8 protein-coding genes are annotated in these 22,829 nt (G+C 57.0%); 3 read left to right on the forward strand and 5 right to left on the reverse strand.

What is annotated here, in order from left to right; translation table 11 throughout:
- Positions 1–251 precede the first annotated feature (251 nt).
- Together BLW70_RS08250 and BLW70_RS08255 are read left to right on the forward strand one after the other, a co-directional pair.
- The gene (locus tag BLW70_RS08250; RefSeq protein ID WP_235865031.1) at positions 252–7,157 is read left to right on the forward strand and encodes a TcdA/TcdB pore-forming domain-containing protein; all 6,906 of its coding nucleotides are present in this window, start codon (positions 252–254) and stop codon (positions 7,155–7,157) included.
- Between the two features lie 42 nt (positions 7,158–7,199).
- Positions 7,200–14,330, forward strand: coding sequence for a TcdA/TcdB pore-forming domain-containing protein (locus BLW70_RS08255; protein ID WP_139273370.1), 7,131 nt, complete (start codon positions 7,200–7,202; stop codon positions 14,328–14,330).
- Positions 14,331–14,399: 69 nt separating this feature from the next.
- Here the strand turns inward: BLW70_RS08255 and BLW70_RS08260 are convergent, their stop codons facing one another.
- Entirely contained in the window at positions 14,400–15,050 is a 651-nt protein-coding gene (locus tag BLW70_RS08260; RefSeq protein ID WP_074873421.1) for a hypothetical protein, read from the reverse strand.
- Between the two features lie 245 nt (positions 15,051–15,295).
- Here BLW70_RS08260 and BLW70_RS08265 point away from each other — a divergent pair, with 245 nt between their 5' ends.
- Positions 15,296–16,030, forward strand: a complete 735-nt coding sequence (locus BLW70_RS08265; protein WP_235864990.1) for a hypothetical protein — start codon at positions 15,296–15,298, stop codon at positions 16,028–16,030.
- Between the two features lie 191 nt (positions 16,031–16,221).
- Here the strand turns inward: BLW70_RS08265 and BLW70_RS08270 are convergent, their stop codons facing one another.
- The 4 genes from BLW70_RS08270 to purH all read right to left on the reverse strand — a co-directional run bounded on the left by BLW70_RS08270 (position 16,222) and on the right by purH (position 22,816).
- Positions 16,222–16,818 carry a MarC family protein gene (locus tag BLW70_RS08270; RefSeq protein WP_007937197.1) on the reverse strand — a complete coding sequence of 199 codons (597 nt, stop codon included), beginning with the start codon at positions 16,816–16,818 and terminating at the stop codon, positions 16,222–16,224.
- A 64-nt stretch (positions 16,819–16,882) separates the two neighbouring features.
- Positions 16,883–19,660 (reverse strand): hybrid sensor histidine kinase/response regulator, encoded by a 2,778-nt coding sequence (locus BLW70_RS08275; RefSeq protein WP_074873423.1) that lies wholly within the window; start codon positions 19,658–19,660, stop codon positions 16,883–16,885.
- 99 nt (positions 19,661–19,759) lie between these two features.
- Positions 19,760–21,055 (reverse strand): phosphoribosylamine--glycine ligase, encoded by a 1,296-nt coding sequence (gene purD / locus BLW70_RS08280; protein WP_074873424.1) that lies wholly within the window; start codon positions 21,053–21,055, stop codon positions 19,760–19,762.
- 153 nt (positions 21,056–21,208) lie between these two features.
- The gene (gene purH / locus BLW70_RS08285) at positions 21,209–22,816 is read right to left on the reverse strand and encodes a bifunctional phosphoribosylaminoimidazolecarboxamide formyltransferase/IMP cyclohydrolase (protein ID WP_074873426.1); all 1,608 of its coding nucleotides are present in this window, start codon (positions 22,814–22,816) and stop codon (positions 21,209–21,211) included.
- Positions 22,817–22,829 lie beyond the last annotated feature (13 nt).

Here is a 22,829-nt window from a genome sequence, read left to right on the forward strand (position 1 = left end):
AGAGCTGACATTGTCGTCGAGCGGTATTTGCGCGGCTGGCTTTCGGAACTTAATTGCATGTATTGAAGCTGGAGAGTGTCTTGTCTAATAATTATTTGGATGTTTCATATGTCGGAGAGTATGTAAAATTTGCCAAGCTTTTCAATCTTGAAGATCTTCAACAGGCGTTGATTTCGCACAAAGGTACTGACGAGTATGACGCCATCTTCAGGTATTACTCTGGCTGCATCGATTTGCTCGATTCGCCCAGGATGCTGGAGCCGCTGGGCCTGTTGAAACAGGCTTTGGCATCTTTGGTCGGGCCTGAGGGTCGACAGCGACGAACGACTGAGTCGCTTCCTCCCCAGAGCCCTGCCCCCGATATGGTAGACATCTACGAACGGCTCGAAGGTTTCGAGGCTCGTTTGTCGAACGGTGCGCAGCAGTTGCAAACGCCCAAAACCAACGTTCCTGACAATCTGCACTTTGTCTGGCTCGGCGGCGGTTTGGGCGATATCCAGCGCGACTACATCAATATCTGGAAACAGACCCTGGCTGGGCAGGGTTACACCCTCAAGCTCTGGTACGACAGCGATGCATTGCTGGCTCACGAAACCAATCGGATTATTGTCGAGGCCGCCAAGGCTGACGCCATGCTTAATGGCGGGCAGACCACTAGTGACGCTTTTGAACTGGCCGACAAGTATGAAGAGCGGGCCATCGCTCTCAAGCAGCAAATGTTTGCGCACATTAATAAAGCGGTAGAGAGCGGTGAGAGCGCCGACAACGCCAGGATCGATCTGTTGGTGAGAGCCTATAGCCAAGATGAAGCACGGTTGAAGGTTCTAAGGGAAAAGAACCGTCAGAGTCTGTTGTCGTTGGGCGAGGGCGGTATTGTCCTTCGCGATCTCGCCACCGAGGCGACACCGTTGTACTTGCAGGACATCTACGCGCGAGAAATCAGCTTGCGTGGCAACTTTGCTGCCGCCTCCGATATTGTCCGCGTCGAGGCGTTGTTCGCCGACGGTGGCAGTTATGCCGATGTCGACAACCTGCCTCCACTGTTGGAAACGTTGGGCGGGGTGGACATCAGTCGGTTTGAGCTGGATGCACGCCTGGGTGTTTTGCAGTTGATACTTGACCACAGTCCTGAGTGGATGCCGGGGCGGCAGGTTATACGTAGCAAGTACAAAAACTATTTCGAGCGAATTCCCCTGGAGCACCGTGAGGCGCTGGAGCGTTTTGCCAAGAGCAAGCCCGATCTCGCCAGTGTTTTCCGGCGCCCGGTTGAACGTCAGGTACGACCGGATGGACTGCGTGCCGTCGCCGAGCGAAGTTCGTTTAGTAACGCGTTCCTGATGGCTCATCCCGGGTCAGCAATGCTCAAGGCCGTTCTTGACCGCTTCAGGTTGAACTATGAGGTGGTTGATGCCACCGCCCGGTTAGCTGTCGAAAGAAAGATCGCGCTTATCGATGTCCGGGCAGTCGCTGACGTTGCCAACGAAGTGGCCGAGAAAAGGTTCGGGCCCTTGCATGAACTGCCGAACATTGAACACATGACGGTCAGTTTTTTGGTTGACGCTGTCGCTGGTTACTACAGTGACGGAATCCGTCCACAGATCGAAATGACCATTTATCTGACCGGCCCGGCTGCGGTGCGCGATGGGCTGGCGGATTACGAGAAGATGCATTTCACCCCACGGGGCGCTGAAGCTTCGAGAGCTGAAGTCCTCATCCCCGCCATCGCCACCGTCAACCGGGCGACCGAGGAAGAGCAGGATCACTCCTGGAAGGAGAACGAGAGCGACACGGCTCAATGGCTGAATAGAGAAAAGCTGCATTGGGAGGCCGGAAAGTTCAAAACCCGCTATGCCGGCGATGTCGCACAACTGCTCAAGTACCAGAGCATTGATTTCGATGCAGGCTGGCCGGTGATCGAAGGTCGTCATGTGTTGATCACTGATCTGTTGCAGCAACTGGCCGATGATCTCGGTGAGCCATTTCGCCAGGCGATGAGACAGCGTCAAAACGGCAGCGTAACGTTTGAAAAGCCATTGTCCCTGAGCTTCGATGACCGGCAAGCAATCATTGCTCAGGATGTCAGAAGCCATCCCCTGACTCCCCCCGCGGACGCAGCGACACAAAACCTATCGGTGGATGAACTGCTGAGCCAGACCGCTAAAGACCCGTTTATCAGTATGAAATTAAACCCGCTGCAATATCTGTTGCTGGGAGGGCTGTTGGGGGTCAATACACTGGATAAAAAGCATTTTGCCGCAGCCAGTGCAACGCTTGAAAACCTTGCCAACTCGATGTCGGACATGGGGGTCATCCACCGTTACGGAGCCATCGAACGGGAGCTGTTCAAGCAAAGTCATCCGGCTTTCCTTGCCGGATTGAAGGGGGCTTCCAATCCGTCCGTGGCCCTGTCGGAAACCAGTGTCGATCTCAAGAAGCAGGCGCTCGCACGCCCACTGACCCTGCTGGAGTGGGGACGCTCGGTCGCCAGAATTCAGCATGTGGCGAAACTCGAGTACCGCGACCGGGTCATCGAACGAACCGGTGAAGTGCTGGGGAGCTTCAAGGACAACACCTTCAAAATTGCGCCACAGGATTTGTTGCTCAAAGGTGCAGGCGACCGGGTTGCCGGGCGCTGTTACCCACTGGCGCTGGCTATGGCGGCGGCGCTCCACAAAAGCAACACGGCGGCAAATACCTTGAGGGCGCGCTTTTTTCTGACCGTCATCAATTCTGAGGACGCGGATTCAAAGGCATTTGTGAGCATGATCGAGGAGTTGCGTGACGCGCCTGTCAATGACATAGGCAATCCACTGATGCGCTCAGATCTCGCTCAGGTCGTGGCGATACTGGAAGAAAAAACAGCCAGCACAACCCTGATGCTCAATTCGGACAACCACTCGATGCTCGTGGCGAAAATCTTTGAAGGCGAACGCAGCAATTACCTGTTCTACGACCCGAATTTAGGGACCTACGAGATTGGTACGTCGTTGGCGTTCAGGGACGCATTGACGGACTTTTTCCTGCGCAAGGAAATGGCCATGCATTACGCAGCCTTTGGCGATGCGCAACGGCCGACCTTTGATCTGATCGAGCTCGATGGTGAAAAACTGAACAGTAGGGTACTTGCCTCCGGTATTGAGGTTTCAAGCCTTTCGGAGTCAGGCGCGCTGCCTGAGCAAACGGTGCCACGTGTAAGACAACGGCTGGCCAGTGCCCGGGGACGGTCGCTGGTCAACAATGCGGCGCTGGGCAGTTCATTGCTGGAACTGGACGCGCACTGGTGGGGTGGGCAGATCGCGCAGGCGACACGTCAATTGCAGGAGCAACACGGGCTGGCGTCGGATTCTGTTGCGCTGTTCGAGACGCTGGAGATAACCCCGACAGGGGGATTCGAAATCAGTGTGCTTAACCCCGTTTCCGAGAAGACCGTGCGTGTCACCACCAGCGATCACCGGTTCCTGAGAATTAAAGAATTCCTCTCCGACACCTTCCATTCATTGGCCGCACGCCCGCGTGCATCGGTCAGTCCGCTTGATCCGACTGAGGCTGGCAGCGTTCATACGCTCAATGCCGGGTTCACCGTACAAGCCCTGATGAATGCGCTGCGACATCACGAGGGCGCGGCCAGCGGTAGTGACAAGGCCCTGACCACCGCCATTCGCCTGCATGCCTACGTGAACTATGCCCAACTGGCCCACGGCAACATCGTGGATGTGCTCGGCGTAGTGAACCTGGTGCGTCAGGCCCTGAACGATGAAAAGCTGATCGCCCGTACCAGCGCACCGTTGGTGCAAAAGGCCTTGGGGCATATCGCCAATGAAGGCGTCGGGACTGTGCTGGGGCTGGTGAATGTCGGGTTTGATATTTATCAGTTAAGCCACGCCACCAATGACATTGAGAGGGCGCAGTTCGGCACGCAGTTGGCCTTTGATTCCGTGAGTGCGGTGGTCGGCGTAGCCGGTCTGGGTGCGGCACTGGCTGGCGCGGGTACGGTGGCTGCGGTGCTGGGAGGGGGCGGGGTGATTCTTGGCGGGCTGGCGGTAGGCATTACGGCGCTGGCCGAAGGTTTTGCCACCATTGCCGAGGAAGCCAAGGAGGTCGCGCTGTTTTTTGATGGGCTGGAAAAGGCGTACTTGCAAGGCGGCTATCACCTGGACAAGGCGTCGAATGCCTGGATAGCGCATCCCTTGCTGGTGTTTGCCGATCTTGATTTGCGCGCATCCATTGTCCATTTCGACAGTCCAAAACTGTTCCCGCTTCGGGACCATTTCGGAGTTCCGGATTTCGATGTGGATTACGACCGCGCCACCGATATTCGCCAGGGGCTTGGGTTGCCGGACTCGGCGCGTTTCTCCCCACAGGCAGGACAGACAATCGTTCTGCCCTGCACTCCCAAGACCTGGTACGCCTACGAATACAAATTGCTGCCTTTTGTCACGTTTCGTCATGCCGACGGTTACGACACGGCACGTCGACTGGAAAAAAAGAACGAACAGGGGCAATGGCAGTTTCTGTTTTCGTTCTATTCGTTTCCCGGTGAATACGTGGTCAACCGGTTGAATCCGGTCTACAAGCCAACGGTATTCAATGTTCGTCTCGATAATGTCGAGCGTTCACTGGCAGTACCTGCGCTGCCGAAAATGTGGCACGGGCTGGTGTCCTACCGGGTAGAAGGCGCAGGGGCTCAATGTTCCGTGCTGCTTAATCCCGGGGTTCGCCTTGAACTCGCCGCACCCGGTCAGATTGCGATGCAATGGGTGCTGCTGACGCCATGGCTGGTGGAGGCAGATATCCGGATAGAGGCCGGGGGCCGCCTTGTCTCGGGGACATTGGATGTGACCTTCAGTGGCAGTGGCGTTCACCATGTATTGCTCAAGCTTGCGGATAACAAAATCCTGCGCGTGGATCTTGCCGCCCTGCGGCTGGAGGTGGTCGAAGAAGTGGCCGATCCGGCGCTTGGTGAGCAAGCGTTGCTGGATCACTTCAAGTCATTGGCCAGTGAACATCGCCTGGCCATGCCTTATACCCCGGTTCACAACTTTGTGGTGCCCTATGAAAAGCCGGACGAACCCAGGGCAGTAGTCGCGTATTACGACTCGGCTCAGGATCGTTTTCTGTACATCCGCGATCCGCAGGTGCTGTTGTCCGACGAGGTGGTATTGGGCGCAGTGTTGGAGGGTTCGGCTTACTTCTATCATCCCGATGATTTCTATGTCTGGCAGGTCAATGCGATCACCGGGACGCTGGTTCAGCGCTATCGATTGCTTTACAGAACTGGCGTGGCAATTGTCCGCTTTGAGGCCGTGGCCAATGGCGGCATTCAGATCGTGCAGCGGCTCGCTGGAAAGGACGACCGGCAAGATGAACTGACCTATGTGATCCATGACCGGAGCGTGTTGCTCAGTTCGATCACCCGCGGTCAGGATCCTGCACTTCAGTCGCTTTTAGAGGCCGACATGCTGACGGACTGGAAGCACGTATTGGGCGACTATCACTTGCCGCTGGAGTCCACCAATACGGTGAACTGGCGTCCCGCTGCACTGGTTTCGATTTGTTGGCAGATCGATGCCGAGTTGCGGGATCTGGTCTGGGTGCGCAGCGGTGATGGGTTGATTATTCGTGCACCTGCCAGGCGTCACCGTGCGCGAGGATGGGCAGACTCGATCAAGGCCTTGAGTGATCTTGTGCTCATTGCTCCTGCTGGTGCCGAGGGCGAAGTGTTTGTTACCTACGACAAACTTCACCAAGGCCTCATGTGCCAGCAAAGGTTGATGGTGGATGGTCGTGCACAATGGTCGTCCAGCAACATCTCCCCCCCTGGACTGAAAAACGTTGTCGCCGTTGAGCGGGACTATCTCGTCCTGACCGACGCGGGTCTGTTCTTTGACATTGCGCCGCACGGGAACCTGAGATTTGGCGGGCTGACCGAGCATTGGCTGAAGGACAAAAGCCAATGGTGGTTGGCGCTGGCAACGGTTGCGTTGCACCACCCGGTGCCGAGTTTTGCCATTCTGGGTTTGAGCGGATTCAAGGGCGATGCCTTGTGCGCCTGGTACCTGGATGGTCGGCTGCTGCTCGCTGAAATGGGGCAAGGCAAAGAAGTTCGGTTGCTGAGTATTACTCCAGACAATCAGGCCAGCTGGCTGTTTGATCTATCAACCGGGAAGATTGTCCGTCAGGGTTTTATCGATCCAGAGCACTTGAGCACAGCATTTGCCCAGGGAACGAAACTGTTAACGCCTGCGGCATTGCCAGCCGCGACGCAGGAATGGGCGAGCTGGACATTTAGCGATGTAACAGTAGAAGGCGCTGGTCTGAGGGCCACGACGCTTGAAGGTGTGGAGGTGGATTTACAGTACAACGCACCGGCACGGATTACGGGCGTTGACAGCCATTGGGTCGCGGTACTGGAAGGTGAGTTGAGCGAGGGGTTGGCGGCGCTGGCGAATGAACATCGATGCGCCGATTTTCTGTCCGTCGAAGACCCTGACTACCAACAATGGTATGTGGTCCGGACCGGGCGGTTGATCCGCATTCCGAAGACCGCTGTCGCTGCGCAATTCACACTCGTCGGCACCCAGCATCAAACCAACGTGATGCTGCATGACCGCGGGGATGGTTTTTTGCACACCTATCCGCAAAACAGCAGGGTCGGGCCGCTCGACTATGTCCAGCGCAACGCCGAAGTACTGGTGGTCGATGGGCCAAAGACAGGTAGCGACCTGCTGCCGCTGATTGCCGATGATGTCAGCATCCTGGTGCTCAAAATGGGTGAGGGGTCAACGACCTGTCGGCTTACCAGGGCCGCGTGGTTGAAACTTCAATCGGTCATTGTCGATTGCCGCCCTTCGCTCGACCACTCGCCCTCGGATCCGGGAAAACTGATCTGGGATATCGTGGTTGTGGATCAGTTGTGGGCGAGCCGGGTCGATGAGCACTTGGTGATTGTGGATGCCGACAGCGGACACAGTTTGATCTTTCGCGACGTGTTCTCGACGGATGTCGTTTTGCAACGGAACGTATTTCTGACGATGAGCGGCTATCAGTCCTTCGCGGTGTCAACACTGGTGAGTGCCCTGGTCAGGAATGGCAGCACGAGCAGTGTGTTACTCAAAGACATTTTGCCCACCGCAATAATTGAAACGATAGAAGGTTGAGTTCTGACAGCCACTGACACATTGAGCCTGTTCGATGGGGGAGTGGCTGTCAGCTTTTTACATATGGATATGAAAATGAAAAGTACAACTGGCGAAACGCTAAATCAGACTGACACTTTCCCCACGCCGTTTGATCGCAGCGAACTGGAGTTCGCGTTGAGCGGTTTCAAAGATATGCCGGCGCATGCAGCGGCCTTGCGTTACTTCGACGGTGCTACCGAAGCGTCGACTCTTGACGCTCAACTGACGGCGATAAGTCTATTGAAGGAAACGCTCGAATCAACAAGCCCGAAAGGTTCGGCGGCCACACTGCCAAAAGTCCGGGATAAATTGACGGACTATTTCTTGCGTTTGAGTACAACGGTCGAACTACTGAATACCGGCAAACCCGTCCCTAAAAAGTTGCACTTTGTCTGGGTGGGCGGAGGCATTGGTGCTATTCAGGGAGACTACATCAATGTCTGGAGGCAAACGCTTGCCCCACAGGGTTACAGCCTCAACCTGTGGTATGACAGCGATGCTTTGCTGGCCCATGAGACCAATCGCATTATCGTCGAGTCAGCCAAAGCGCTGGGGGCGATATCTGCGCCACAAGGCGCCGTCGATACGTCTGCTGCGCTGGCTCGCCGTTACATCGAGCGAACTCGAGTGTTGCGACAGCAGATGTTCGAGCATATCCAGACGGTCACACGGGCGGGCGGTAGCGCCGATCAGGCGCGAATTGATCTTTTGGTCAGTGCCTATGGCCAGGATGAAGGTGCGCTCAAGGCGCTCAAAGCCCGCAACCTTCAATCTCTGCAACGCCTGGAAATGACTCATCGAGACATACACGTAGAGCTTATCGATCAACCGTTGTTCGATATTTATGAGCGCGAAATCTCGTTTCGCACCAACTTGGCGGCTGCATCCGATATCACACGTTTACAAGTTCTGAATAGCGAGAGTGGAACCTATCTTGATGCTGATTTGCTGCCGTCTCTGCATAAAGTGCTCGGTGGAGTGGACCTCGCCGCCTTCAGTGCCGAAGAACGTATAGGTGTGATGCAGGTATTGTTCGATTACAACCCGACACTACTTCCGAATCGGGGACAGGCCTATGCAGATTTTCGCCCCAAGGTGCCCGAACAACACCGAGAGGCGATAACTGCATTTGCCAAAAGCGCGCCGTCCCTCAGCGATATTTTTGCCCCGTTCAATGACGTCATGGTTGCGTCGAACGGCCTGCGTGTCGGTAATAAAAACGCGCCTGATTCGATGGCGAATCAAATCAAGACGCCGTTCAACGGATTATCCAATGCCCTGTTGAGTGGTCATGCAGGTTCTGCACAACTCGCCGCCGTTATGGAAAAAATTCGCAGCAACTATCAATTCCTGGATCGGGTAGTTGCGCAGGCCTTGAGCAGCAATGTATCGCTTCAGGATCGCCAGGCATTTCCCGATCTGATTATCCGGGAGATGGAGAAACAACACGGTCCGATTTCAAGCTGGAACTCGAATCTGCAAAGCCTCAACAGTTTTTTGCAGGCGATCAATGACTATGATGCCGACGGGATCAGATTCGGTGCCCAGTCGGCCATTGCAATGAGCGGGCCGACGGCGGTGTCCAGCGGGTTGAGTGACTTTGTTGACGACCATGCGGTGCTTGAAAGCCGCCAACAGATCAGTGACAAGGTTGACCTGTTCGACGGCTTTAACCTCGCCACCGAAGAAGAAACCCATCACAGCTGGAAAGACAATGCCAAAACTGAGGCGGCCTGGTTCGAGCTTGAGACAACAAAAGCGAGCCAGGGCGGCTATAAGGCCCATTTCAAAGGCAACATCACGGAGCTGCTGAAAGGTCAGCTCATGACGTTTGAAAAGGGTTGGCCTGTGATTGAGGGCCGCCCGGTTTTACAGACCGACATCCTGCAGCAATTGATGGATGACCTGGGAACCCCCTTTATCCGGGCCATGAACGAAAAACTTAGCGGCGACCTGAGCTTCGATAAGCCTTGGTCCCTGAGCTTCGATGAGCGTCAGCGGATCCTGGCGCAAGTCCCTGTCGAACTTCCGGTCTCGCACGGTTTTGAGCCGATCGGCAATCTGAATGAAATGATCGTTCGCATTGGCCACGACTCTCTGCCGCTTGATCAGTTGAGCCCGGTGCATCGGGTGTTACTCGGCGGGCTGTTCGGTGCGCAGACGCTGGATAATGCCGGATTCGACGATGCCTGGCAGCACACCCGAGCCCTTGCGCAGAGCAACACCGATCTGGGTTTCGCCCAGCGTTATCTGGCCATCGAGCAGGCTTTGCTCACACGCAGGCATCCCGCATTCGAAGCCGGTTTTGCAGCTGCCCAGGCAATGGGTGAGCCATCGAAGAACAGCGCTCAAGTGCTCAAGGCCCTCGCGTTCGAGAAACCGCTGACCTTGCGCCAATGGGGCGAGCACACGGCCCGTATCAGGTTTCAGGCCCAACATGAGCTGCGTCAACACATCTTCCAGCGCAGCGCCACGGTGCTGGAAACCTTCATCGAGCAAGGTGCTTCGACGGGGAGGTTGATGCCTCAGGGTTTACTGGTCAGGGGTGAAGGCGATCCTGGAAGGCGTTGTTATCCGCTGGTATTGGCCATGGCGGCGGCCATCGAAAAAGGCCCCTCGGCTGTGGACGCTTTGAGCGGCAGGTTGGCCAATGCCAACCTTGCGCCCGACGCCAATGAAACCCATGCTTTTCTGCGAACTCTCGATGAGCTGCGAACTGTGCCAATGGCGCGGTTGGGCGTTTTATCAGGAGAGTCCGGGTTGGATCAGGTCCTGCGGACCCTGCAAGCCAGTACTTCCACCCGCACCTTGATGCTTAACACCGAAAGCCATTCCCTGTTGGTGGCAAAAGTCGTCACTGGCGAGTCGAGTGCTTACCACTTCTACGATCCGAATTTCGGTGTCTTCGGATTCGAACAGGCGCAGGACCTGCACCGTGGTCTTGAGCGGTTCCTGAGCAGCCCTGAGCTGGCCAAACTCTATGAGATCAATCACGTGATGGAAGCGACGTTCAACGTCGTCGACCTCAATGGTCCACGTGTCGCCGATCTGGAGCTTGCGTCGCAGATCAAGGTGTCAGGTTTGCTGAGTCATGATCCGATCAGCATCGGGATAACGGTGGCGCCATGGGAACACCATGCTGAGTTACGGGCCCGTTCATTGGTGGAAAATGCCCGGCTGGGGCGAGGGCTGAGTGAGCTGGACGCCCGCCACTGGGCGCAGCAGATTCAGCACAGCGCTGATCGCCTCCACGCGGAAAGTAGCCTTGGGCGAGACTTTGTTCCGGTGTTCGACAGTGTGCGAGAGGTGTCAGGTGGACACTATGAAATCAGCCTGGTCAATCTCAAGGATCCAACGCGCACCGTCAGGGTGCCAAGCACTGACGGGGTTCTTCCGCGGATCCGCTCCTACCTGACGGAGACTTTCCAGACACTGTCGGTCAAGCCGTCAGTGCCGGGCAGGGTTGACCCGAGCGATGTCAGCGCCGTGCATACCTTGAATGCGGCGTTTACGGTTCAGGCGCTGTTGGTAGCGCTCCAGTCTCATGAGCAAATCAGCGCCATCAATGAAGACCGCAGCCTGACGACAGCAGTGCGAATGCACGGTTACCTCAGTTACGCGCAACTGGCCCATGGCAATCTGCTCGACATCGTGGAACTGGTCAAACTGGTCAGGGTGGCGTTAAACGACGCACCGCTGGTGGCCCGAACCACCTCCTCGGTAGTGGTCAATGCGCTGGGACATATTGCCAGGGATGGTTTGGCCACGGTGATGCAACTGGCTACTCTGGGTTTCGATATCTATCTGCTGGCCAATGCCAAGGACGATCTGCAACAGGCGCAATACGGTACGCAGTTGGCGTTCGATTCCGCGGGGTTGGCACTGACCGCGGCCGGCATAGGCGCCGGCCTGGCAGGTGCCAGTACGGTCGCTGCGTTTCTTGGCGGAGCCGGTGTGATCCTGGGTGGGTTCGCCATTGGCGTCAGTGCGCTGGTTGAAGGGTTCAATGGCACGTTGGAACGAGGGCGGCGGATCGGTCAGTACCTGAACCGCGTCGATAAGGCGTATCGCTCGGGCGGTCACTCGATCAGGGAGGGTGTGTTTTATCCGAATCCTTACGCGGCCATCCGCGAGATTGATTTGCGCAACCAGCGGCTGACGTTTGACAGTCAGGAAATTTTGTCGGCCAACACCTATACGCTGAACCCGCCAGATCAGAATCCTGATCGTTCGAAAGCCATCAACATTCGTCAACACCTCGGGTTGCCGGAGCATGCGGCTATTGGCGATTTGACGACCTTTCAGGCCATTGTCCTGCCGTGTGTGGCCAAGACCTGGTTCGGTTTCGATTACTCGGCCCTGCCGTTTTCGACCACGCGTTCCGAGCATTTTGAAACCGCGCTGAAGCTGGAGTACGACACAGCAGGCAATCGCCAGTTCTGGTTTACCTTTTACAAGTTCCCCTCCGAGTACATCCTGCACAACTTGTATCCGATAGAGGTCGAGACGACGATCAGGGTCTTGCTGGATGAGGAACCGCGGTTGTTGCTGGTGCCCGAGCTGCCCAAGATGTTGCACGGCAAGCTGACCTACAGTGTTGAAGGGGTGGGTGGTCATTGCACGCTGACACTCGCCCCGGGCGTGCGCTCGATCAATCTGTCACAGGCAAAGGCGCGCCCCATGGCCTGGACGCTGCGTGCGCTCTGGTTGAGTGAAGCGGACATCGTTGTCAGCGACGGCTTTTTGAAGGTGGGGGCTATCGACGTTCATGTCATGGGTACACCCGAATTGGTTATCCAGACTTCGCATAACTCGTTTCGAGTTGACTGGGCGAAACGGCAACTGCTGCTCGAAGAGCTGGAGAACGATCCGACTGCCGACACCGCGATGATCCAGGCCCGAGTCAGGAACCTGGCCCGCGCCAATCGTTTAGCCAGCCCATTCACCGCGGTACAGAATTTCCCGGTTCCGTTCGCAGACCCACAAGAACCACAACTCACTACGGCTTTTTATGAGCAGGCCCGTGATCGTTTCATCTACGCTCGCGACCTCCCACCAGCCTTGGCGAACCAAGCCAGGCTGGGCGCGGTTATTGGTGGGCAGGCGTATTTCTATTGCTCCCGGGAAGCACTCATCTGGCGCACTGACGTGGTCACCGGGCAAGTCAATCGATTCTATAGGCTGATGGACCCGGTGCCCGGTTCGAGCATCTCGGTGTTCCAGGTCCTGGGGCAGGGGGTCATTCGGATTGTCCAGCAAGTGACCCAGCGCACCGGGCGTGAAGCCGAGGTGGTCTACCTGTTGGGTGAGGACGAAGTCTTGCTGCTGGCGATTGCAGGTCATTTGACCGAGCGTCAGCAAGACCTGCTGCTCAAGGGCGTGATGCGGGGGTGGTCGAACTTCCTGTGGGATTACGAATTGTTGGTCAAGGACTCCAAGCTTTGGCCTTTGACCCAAGTGAAAGTCGTGGATTATCAGCCAGCGGCGTTTGTCTCGATAACCCCTTTGACACAGGGCAAAAAGGAGTCGCTCAGCACGTGGGTCCGTGCTGCCGATGGCCTGTTGATTCGTCCCGATGTGCCGCAGATTGAGGGGCCGCGCGGCCCGGTCAGCCCGATGTTGCTGACTCCCGCGACCAGGAAGGGTGATACCGTCCTGTTCTTTGACAAGCTCAATCGGACCCTCTATCGCCAGAAGATCGGGATGACCGTCACCGGTGTGGATGCCCAGGCTGAGCGTATCGGGCCCTGGAATGTGATTGAGGTCATCGCTAATGAAAAACGCTACGTTGCGTTGACCAGGGAAGGGCTGTATTTCGATATCAACGAGCAAGGGCAGTCGCAGCTGGCCGGAGTCTCCGAAGACTGGCTAGAGGATGCCAGAGGGCCGTTGGGCATAGGCTTTGAGTTCTGGACCGAGGTTGAGGCGCTTGCCACGGCGCATCAAGCGTCGAGCTTTTCGATTCTGGGTCTGGGGAGCGGCGTACGGGATGAAAAGCTGTGTGCCTGGTACGTCGACCATCGATGGCTGATGGCGGATATGGGCCCCGGCAAGGTAGTGCAGTTGGTGGCAACGACGCCAGATGAGGAGACGGGCTGGCTGCTGGATGTTTCCGTTGGGCAACTTTACCGCCAAGCGTTCCTTGAGCCTGAAAAACTACCGACACTCTTTGACAATGGTCTGCAGCTTCTGCGGCAGGACCTGTTGCCTGTGCCACAAAAGGTTTGGCCCGAATGGTCTTTTGCACAGGTATGGACACATGGCTCCGGTCTGCGAGGGCGGACGCTTGAAGGGGTTGAACTCGAGATGATGTTCGGTGAACCGGCACGTATCGTCGGCGTCACGGGAGGCTGGGTGCTGGCGCAACAGGGGACGAAAGACCCATACGATGCAAGGGTGAGGCGAGCGTTGAGGGCGCTGGTGAGCAAGTATCCCCACGAAGCATTTGTATCGGTTGGCGGTTACTCGGGCTACCAATGGTATGTCGAGGGTATCGATCGTGTGGTGGGTGAGGTCGATACGAGACTGGAAACCCGACTGCTGGGTGTTCGAAACAAAACTATTGCCTTGTTACATGAAACGCCCACCCAACTGACATACAGCGCTTCGAAGGATGTGTGGCTGGAGAACAGCGTTGCTCGTCGTGAAGACGAGGTACTGATGCTGGAGTTTCAGGGCGAGCTCAATGACGTTATGCCGTTGATACCTGACGACATTACCCAGTTGATCTTGAGTTATGGGCCGAAAGCGATCAGCTGCAGCCTATCGAGCACTGCCTGGCAGCGGCTTGAATGCATTATGGTTGATTGTCGTCGTTCGTTGAGCGCTGAGTCACAGATGCCAGGCACGTTGATTCTGGATACCGGGGCGCAGGATGCGTGGCGGGTCAGTCTGGTTGAAAATAAGTTGCTGTTTACCGACCCGAATACCGGACACAGCCTGATCCTGCTCAACCATTCCGACAGTTTGACTGAGCGCCGTGCGATGAGCCTGAGTCTTCAGGTTCATGGCACCACAATGACCGTAACCCTTGATGAGTTCGTGCAGGCACTGGCCAGCGATGGCAAGGACAGGCAGCTTGCCGCGCTAATGACGAAGGAGGGCATGACGTTGTTGATGACCCGGCAGAGTGAAGCAATCGTACAAGTCTGATTCCCGCGTTCGGCGTCGCCCCTTCACATGTTCAAACGTGTGAAGGGTTTTTTATGTGTGCGAGGCGGTTTATGGATTTACCTTCCTCAAGGTAAATCGCTTCATGACTTGTTCACGGAGCTTGGTCTCCATAAGCGGTCTTTTTGTGTCGAGTATGGCTCTGTTCAATTTGAGAAAGGCACTCTGTTGAACGAGATTCGCCGATTGCTTTTCCCAGGACCAAAACAAGAAGCCGTTCTTTGTTTCATTGGCAACCAACTCGAGGTTGAAAACGGCTATATGGAGATTTCTACTTGAGTCATAACGCGCAGGAAGCACTTGAAATCGACGCCCTTTAAGGCTCTCGTCGTCCAATGAGCGCACGGCGCCAGTGTCTGGTCGCAAGGCGTCGAGGGTGTCAATCATGGCATTTGCTTGCTGGGAGTCGTTCAGGGCTTGAGCTTTGCGCACCAGAAAATCGGCAACGCTGCCAGAAACATCAAAACGTATTCGTGTCGTAATGGCACCTTCATGGAGCGACCAGCCGAGAAACATGAGAGTGCGAACATATTCATCCAGCCAGTATTGTGAGTTGGCAAAGCGATTATGGACGAGGTCGGCAGACCGTGTGGCAATGTGCGTACAATCGGTTAAATCGTCAAAGTCTTGCAGAGTAAGTTCGCCGATGCATGAAATAAGATTGGGGCCTGTCACCATGCCGGATGGTAGTGTGTTGTTCATAAGTAATGCCTGTTAAAAGAAATAATAGTTCCTGGTGAGGATATTGCACGGCTGTGCAATGTTCGCAGCTTACAATGACGAGTGTTAGTGCTGGCTTTATATGTGTGTGAAGTTTTCTCTCGGTCGTGGCGTCGTGCTTGTACATATATGGAAATTGATTGTGGTTTGTTTGTCTGCATAGGGTGCGTTAGATTCGTTTTGCCCTAATTGGGGTGCTTATTAACTTATTGAATGGAATGTTTGATATGGATGTTATTGAAAGTGCTGTTAATGTTGAAAAATGTACTGCTTTAGTTAAAGCGCGTATTAGTCGGCGGCTGTCTGAGCAACCTGTAATTCGTATGCGGTCTTTTGTGGCAGCAGACGCTTCGAGCCCGACCAAAGAGCTGGATGCGGTCGTGCTGGCCAATACGCTGGTGGGGTATGGCGAAAATATTACGCTGGAAAATATGGCGATCATTGAGAACCTGATCAAGTTTTCGAAGCTGGAAGCAAGTTACGAAGTTCCAGGCGACGACCCTGAAGCGTGGTATCTCGCTTTCCTGAGATGCATGGATGAAGCAGGGTGCTTCGTGGCGGATTCCGGCTACACCGTTTATCAGAAGAGTTCCCATCAATTGACCATGGATAACATCGTTACCGACATCGTCAAGGCCGGTATGGATGCAGCGAAAGCCGCGATTCCGGGGGCTGCCGTACTCAACGCAGTTGCCAATTCGACATTGAATGCCGTGAAGCAGGAACCGGAAGCGATCACTTTGTTCAATCGCGAAGTTACAGGCAGTAAAGGTGTCAGGCTGGCGGTGATGCCATGTGATCAATTGACCAATGGCATTATCGTAACTTCGTTGGTGTCGATCGACAGCGTGGGCGGTAGTGGCGAAACCACCCCCTCTTTTTTAATTGGAGAACTTCGCATCTCGATATCTTTCGCGGAAGTTCTTTTATTACCTTTAACCCAATTCGTTATGCTGGACTGAAGAATGAGCTGGAAGCGTACTTGGGTCAGTATTACAAGCCGCTGCTGCAGAAACGCTTCAATCGCCGCAGAAATGCTCCGGAGTAAGTAATCAACACCAGACAACAACGTAATCTATCGAGTCGCCCGTGCGGACCCGTATGCCGGCTGGTGTGGCAGGGGAACGGCCTGGAAGGCCGCCCCTAAGCCGATTCAGGGAACCAGATAGCCCTTCACCCCGGTAAAGATGATCTGCGCCGCCAATGCGCAGACGAACAACCCCATCAACCGGCTGACGATCTGCAAACCCTGGTCACCGAGAATCCGCTCGATGCGGTTGGACAGGTAAAGCACCACGCCGACGGTAAAACTGGCCAGGGCAATGCTCAGAATGGCCGTGAGTTTGTCGTCCCAATGAGGCTGACTCACGCCCATCACCAGCAAGGCGCCGATGGTGCCGGGGCCGACTGTCAGGGGAATCGTCAGCGGGACGATGGTCACGTCCTGCTGCACGTTGTCGGTCTGCACTGCCGACTTGCCCTGCGCCATACCCAACGCCGAGATGAACAACACACTGCCGGCGCCGATGCGGAACGCGTCCACGGTGATGCCGAAGACACTGAAAATCACTCGTCCGAACAGGTACAGCAAGACGCTGGAGACCAGTGTGGCAGTCGCCACTTTCCAGGCCAGACGGCGTTGTTCCTTGCGCGAATATCCGCGGGTCAGACTGATGAAACAGGACAACACGAAGAACGGGCTGTAGAGCACCAGCATCTTCAGGTAAACGCTGAACAACACGTGGAGCATGGTGCAAGCTCACTGGCGAGGGAAGTCGAGGAGGAGTCTATCAGGCGCTGCGGGGTCTGTCGGCTCAGGACGTTTGAGTCGCTGCCCGGATTTGCTGATCACGCTGGGCAACCCAATGCTCGATCAATTCACGCAACTGCGACAACTCCACCGGTTTGGCCATGTGCCCGTCCATGCCGGCCTGGCGCGCGCGCTCTTTGTGTTCGGCAAGAATGTGCGCAGTCAAAGCCACCACCGGCGTGCGAATCCGCTGATTGCCGACTTCCCAGGCACGCAGTTGCTGGGTGGCGGAGAAGCCGTCGAGGATCGGCATTTCACAGTCCATCAGCACCAGGTCATAGCGCTGGGCCTTCATCGCCATCAGCGCTTCCTCACCATTGCTGGCGGTGTCCGGTTGCAGGTTGAGCTTGCCCAGCATGCCGCGAATCACTTTGGTCGAGATGCTGTTGTCTTCGGCCACCAGGATGCGGAAATCGCTTGGCACCTTGACCGGCAAGGTCGGGCCGGTGGGCAGGTGCTGCGAGATGGAGAGGCCCTTGTTTCGCTGGTTCAGCTCGTCGGCCAATGTCGTCTTGAGGGTGTAACCGGCCACCGGTTTGGCGAGGATGCGTTTGATCCCCGAGTTGCGCGCGATGATCTTGCTCGGCGCATTGCTGATGCCGGTGAGCATGATCAGCAGGATGTCGTGGTTCAGGCTCGGATCTTCCTTGATCTTGGCCGCCAGTTGCATGCCGGTCATGCCGGGCATGTTCTGGTCCAGCAGGACCACGTCGAAGTAATCACGCAAGTGAGCCTTGGTGCGCAGCAGCGCCAGCGCTTCCTTGCCGGACGCTACGGAGCTGACATTAAGGCCCCAGGCGGTGCACTGTTGCATCAGCACTTTGCGACACGTGTCGTTATCGTCTACCACCAATACCCGTGCACCCTGCAACGGGCCATCAAGGTCGGACGTCGGGTGTTCGAGGCGGTCGGGGTCCAGCGGCAGGGTCAGCCACAAGGTGCTGCCCTGATTGGCGCCGCTCTTGATCCCGAACTCACCGTGCATCAAGCGAATCAGCTGACGGGCGATCACCAGCCCCAGGTTGCCTCCCAAGCGGTTGGCCGAGAGGAAGTGCTTGCTGTGCAGTTCGGCGTGCATCAATGCATCGCGCTCTTCGGCGTCCATCGGCTCACCGCTGTCCTGCACGGCAATGCGCAAGCGCGGTTTGGCGCTGCGCTCATCGAGCGCGACAACGATCAGGATTTCGCCTTCGTCGGTTTTCTTCAGGGCGTTTTCCAGCAGGCTCAGCAGGGTCTGGCGCAGGCGCGTCGGATCACCGCTGATGACGCGTGGCACTTGCGGCTGGATAAAACTGATCAGCTCGACGTTCTGCTGTTCGGCCTTGGCGCGAAAGATGCTCAGGCAATCTTCGATCAGCGCGTTGAGGTCGAATTGCACATCGTCCAGTTCGATCTGCCCGGATTCGAGCTTGGAGATGTCGAGAATTTCGTTGATCAGTGTCAGCAGTTCGTTGCCGGCACTGTGGATGGTCTGTACATAGTCGCGCTGCTTGACCGAGAGTGGCGTGCCCAACAGCAGCTCGGTCATGCCCAGCACGCCATTCATCGGGGTGCGGATTTCGTGGCTGATTTTTGCCAGGAATTCGGCCTTGGCGTTGATCTCGGCGTTGCTGGCGGCCAGGTCGCGGCTGACGCTGAAACGGGCTTCGGTGATGCTGCGCTGACGTTCGCTCAAGGCAATGCTCATCAATATGCCGCTGATGCAGATTAACCCCAGCAGCGTCATGATCAAGCCCTGCGGTGCGACCAGGGTCAATCCCAGCAGTGCCGGCAACATGATCAGAGTGCCAATGTTGAACACCACCATTGCCGCGACGAACAGGCGCGCCGGGCGATAGCCTTTTTGCCAGTGATAGGCGCTGACGAACAACATGCTCAGGCCTGCCAGGGCGACCAGGGCGTAGGTCATGATGTTCAGCGGCAGCGTGTTGACGAACAGCAGAAGCAAGCCGCAGACCACGATAAACAGAATGTCCCCCAGCAGCAGCTTGTTCAGCGGGTGCGGGCCGAGTGGGGTGAAGAAGCAATAGGCGAACATCAGGCCGCACGGCGCCGTCAGCAGCAGGGCGAGGTAGGCGCCGGGGGTCTGTACCGCGTGCCAGTTTGGCAGCCAGGGTCCTGCCAGGTTCAGCAACAGCAACAGGCTGAGCATCAACAAGGCTTCGCACCCGGCCAGCCAGAGACTGCTGCGTGAGCGGGTATAGGCATAGCGGACGAGGCTGTGCAGGATCAGCATCGCGATACAACCGAACAACATTCCGAAGATCAGCGTCTGATTCTGGTTGGCCGCGGTCATGACCGCCGACTGCAGGGTGATGTGAGGCCTCAACTGATGGTCGGAGACCAGTCGCAGGTAAACATCGAGAGGTTTTTCGTTTTGTGGCAGCGGCAACATGAAGTCGCTGCTGGGCAGTGGCCGTTCAGCCTGGGGCTGGCGGGTGCCGGTGTTCTGTTGCTCGATCAGCGTGTCGCCGTCCAGCACATACAGATTGAGGTGCGACAGGTCGGGCGCGAATACCCGCAGCAATTGCTCATGCTTGCCGGGAGCGAGCCTGAAGCGCAGCCATAACGCACCATCAGGCTCGGCGGCGGTGAGGCGGTCGAGTTCAATGGGGCTGAATTGATTGGTGTAGCGAGCGGAACGGATGTCGCTGAGCTGCAGGTCACCCTGTTCGTCGAGCAATACCGCCCAGCCACTGCCTTGCGCGGCCTGGGCCGGGAGCATGCAGAGCAAGGTCAACAGAGTGACGGTGAATCCTATGGCGATCCTGAGCCAGCGCACGGCGAAATCCCTTCGTAGGTTAATGCCAAAGTATAACTATGCGCGGCGCCGGAATAGTCAGGCAAGGGCAGCAAGCCCTCGCCTGGCCGGATGGATGGCTTATTCCTGACTCTCGCCACGCTCGCGGGCAATGGCGCGATAGCCAATGTCCTTACGGTAGAAGCAGCCTTCCCAGTCGATTTTAGCCGCCAGTGTGTAAGCCTGCTGCTGGGCTGCATCGACGCTGGTGCCCATGGCGGTTGCGCACAGCACCCGACCACCGGCGGTCACTACTTGACCGTCCTTGAGCGCAGTACCGGCATGGAAGACTTTGCCTTCCAGTGTCGCGGCTGCGTCCAGGCCGTTGATGGCAACACCTTTGGCGTAGTCACCCGGGTAACCGCCAGCGGCCAATACAATACCAACGCTCGGACGTGGATCCCATTGTGCTTCGACCTTGTCCAGGGCTTGTGCCAGCGCCGCTTCGACCAGCAACACCAGGCTCGACTGCAAACGCAGCATCACCGGTTGGGTCTCAGGGTCGCCGAAACGGCAGTTGAATTCGATGACTTTTGGGTTACCAGCCTTGTCGATCATCAGGCCGGCGTAGAGGAAGCCCGTGTAAACATTGCCTTCCTCGGCCATGCCGCGCACGGTCGGCCAGATCACCAGGTCCATGACGCGCTGGTGCACGTCAGCGGTCACGACCGGGGCAGGGGAGTAAGCACCCATGCCGCCAGTGTTCGGCCCCGTGTCACCGTCGCCGACGCGTTTGTGGTCCTGGCTGGTGGCCATCGGCAATACGTTCTTGCCGTCGACCATGACAATGAAGCTGGCTTCTTCGCCGTCCAGGAACTCTTCGATCACCACGCGCGAACCGGCATCGCCGAATGCGTTGCCCGCGAGCATGTCGCGTACGGCGTCTTCGGCTTCGGTCAACGTCATGGCAACGATCACGCCTTTACCGGCGGCCAGGCCGTCGGCCTTGATCACGATTGGTGCGCCTTTTTCACGCAGATAAGCCAGGGCAGGCTCGATCTCGGTGAAGTTCTGGTAGTCGGCGGTCGGAATCTTGTGGCGCGCCAGGAAATCCTTGGTGAAGGCTTTCGAACCTTCCAGCTGGGCAGCGCCAGCGGTTGGACCGAAGCAATCCAGGCCGCGGGCGCGGAACAGATCGACGACACCAGCGACCAGCGGCACTTCCGGACCGACGATGGTCAGGGAAACGTTTTTCTCGGCGAAGTCTGCAAGCTGCTCAAGGGCCAGCACGTCGATCGCGACGTTCTCGCACTTGGCTTCAATGGCGGTGCCGGCGTTGCCCGGGGCCACAAAAACCTTCTGTACGCGCGGATCCTGAGCCACTTTCCAGGCCAGGGCGTGTTCACGGCCACCGCTGCCAATGATCAAAACATTCATTTCAAAAACCTCGGATGACGCTAATTCTGTTGAGCGCCGCGGAGGCGCTTTTCTGTGGGAGCTGGCCTGCCGGCGATGCAGACAACTCGGTTTATCAGCTAAACCGAGGGGATGCTATCGCTGGCAGGCCAGCTCCCACAGTTGATCGTGTAGTTAGTGACGGAAGTGGCGCATGCCGGTGAAGACCATGGCAATGCCGGCTTCATCGGCAGCGGCAATCACTTCCGCATCACGCATCGAGCCGCCCGGCTGGATCACCGCTGTGATACCGACCTTGGCCGCGTTGTCCAGGCCGTCGCGGAATGGGAAGAACGCGTCGGAGGCCATCACCGAACCGGCCACCTGCAAACCAGCGTGTTCAGCCTTGATCGCAGCAATGCGCGCGGAGTTCACGCGGCTCATCTGGCCAGCGCCGACACCGATGGTCTGGCGATTCTTGGCGTAGACGATGGCGTTGGACTTAACGTATTTGGCGACTTTCCAGGCGAAGATCAGGTCATGGATCTCTTGCTCGGTCGGGGCGCGTTTGGTCACGACTTTCAGGTCGTCGGCCCCGATCATGCCGATGTCGCGGCTCTGTACCAGCAGGCCACCGTTGACGCGTTTGTAGTCCCAGGCAGCCGCGCGATCAGCCGACCACTCGCCGCAAGCCAGCAGGCGCACGTTGGCTTTGGCCGCCACGATAGCGCGAGCTTCTTCACTGACGGACGGGGCAATGATCACTTCGACGAACTGACGCTCGACGATGGCCTTGGCGGTTTCAGCATCCAGTTCGCGGTTGAAGGCGATGATGCCGCCGAACGCCGACTCGGTGTCGGTGGCGTAGGCCAGTTCGTAAGCCTGGCGGATACCGCCCTCGGCATCCGGGCTCACGGCCACGCCGCATGGGTTGGCGTGCTTGACGATCACGCAGGCCGGTTTGACGAAGCTCTTCACGCATTCCAGCGCGGCATCGGTGTCGGCCACGTTGTTGTACGACAGCTCTTTGCCTTGCAACTGGGTCGCGGTGGCAATACCGACTTCCGCAGGCTTGGACTCAACGTAGAACGCCGCGCTCTGGTGCGGGTTCTCGCCGTAGCGCATTTCCTGAGCCTTGACGAACTGGCTGTTGAAGGTGCGTGGGAACTCGCTGCGACCTTCAGTGCTGAGCGTTTCAGCAGCCTGGTTCACGGTGCCCATGTAGTTGGCGATCATGCCGTCATAGGCGGCAGTGTGTTCGAAGGCCTTGAGCATCAGGTCGAAACGCTGAGCGTAGGTCAGGCCGCCGGCCTTGAGGCTTTCAAGAACGTTGGCGTAGTCGCTGGCATTCACCACGATGGCCACGTCTTTGTGGTTTTTTGCAGCCGAACGGACCATGGTCGGGCCGCCGATATCGATGTTTTCGATGGCGGTCGCCAGGTCGCAGCCCGGCTTGTTGATGGTGGCTTCGAACGGGTACAGGTTGACCGCTACCAGATCGATCGGCTTGATGCCGTGCTCGTTCATGATGGCGTCGTCGATCCCGCGACGACCGAGGATCCCACCGTGGATTTTCGGGTGCAGGGTTTTCACCCGACCGTCCATCATTTCTGCGAAACCGGTGTAATCCGCGACTTCCACTGCGGCAACCCCGTTGTCGCGCAGCAGCTTGAACGTTCCGCCGGTGGAGAGGATCTCGACGCCCAGGGCTTCAAGCTCTTTGGCGAATTCGAGGATCCCGGTCTTGTCGGAAACGCTGATCAAGGCGCGGCGGATCGGCAGGCGGGTAGTCTGGTCGGTCATTTCAATTTCCATC

Source organism: Pseudomonas frederiksbergensis (assembly GCF_900105495.1).
GTDB classification, from domain to species: domain Bacteria; phylum Pseudomonadota; class Gammaproteobacteria; order Pseudomonadales; family Pseudomonadaceae; genus Aquipseudomonas; species Aquipseudomonas frederiksbergensis.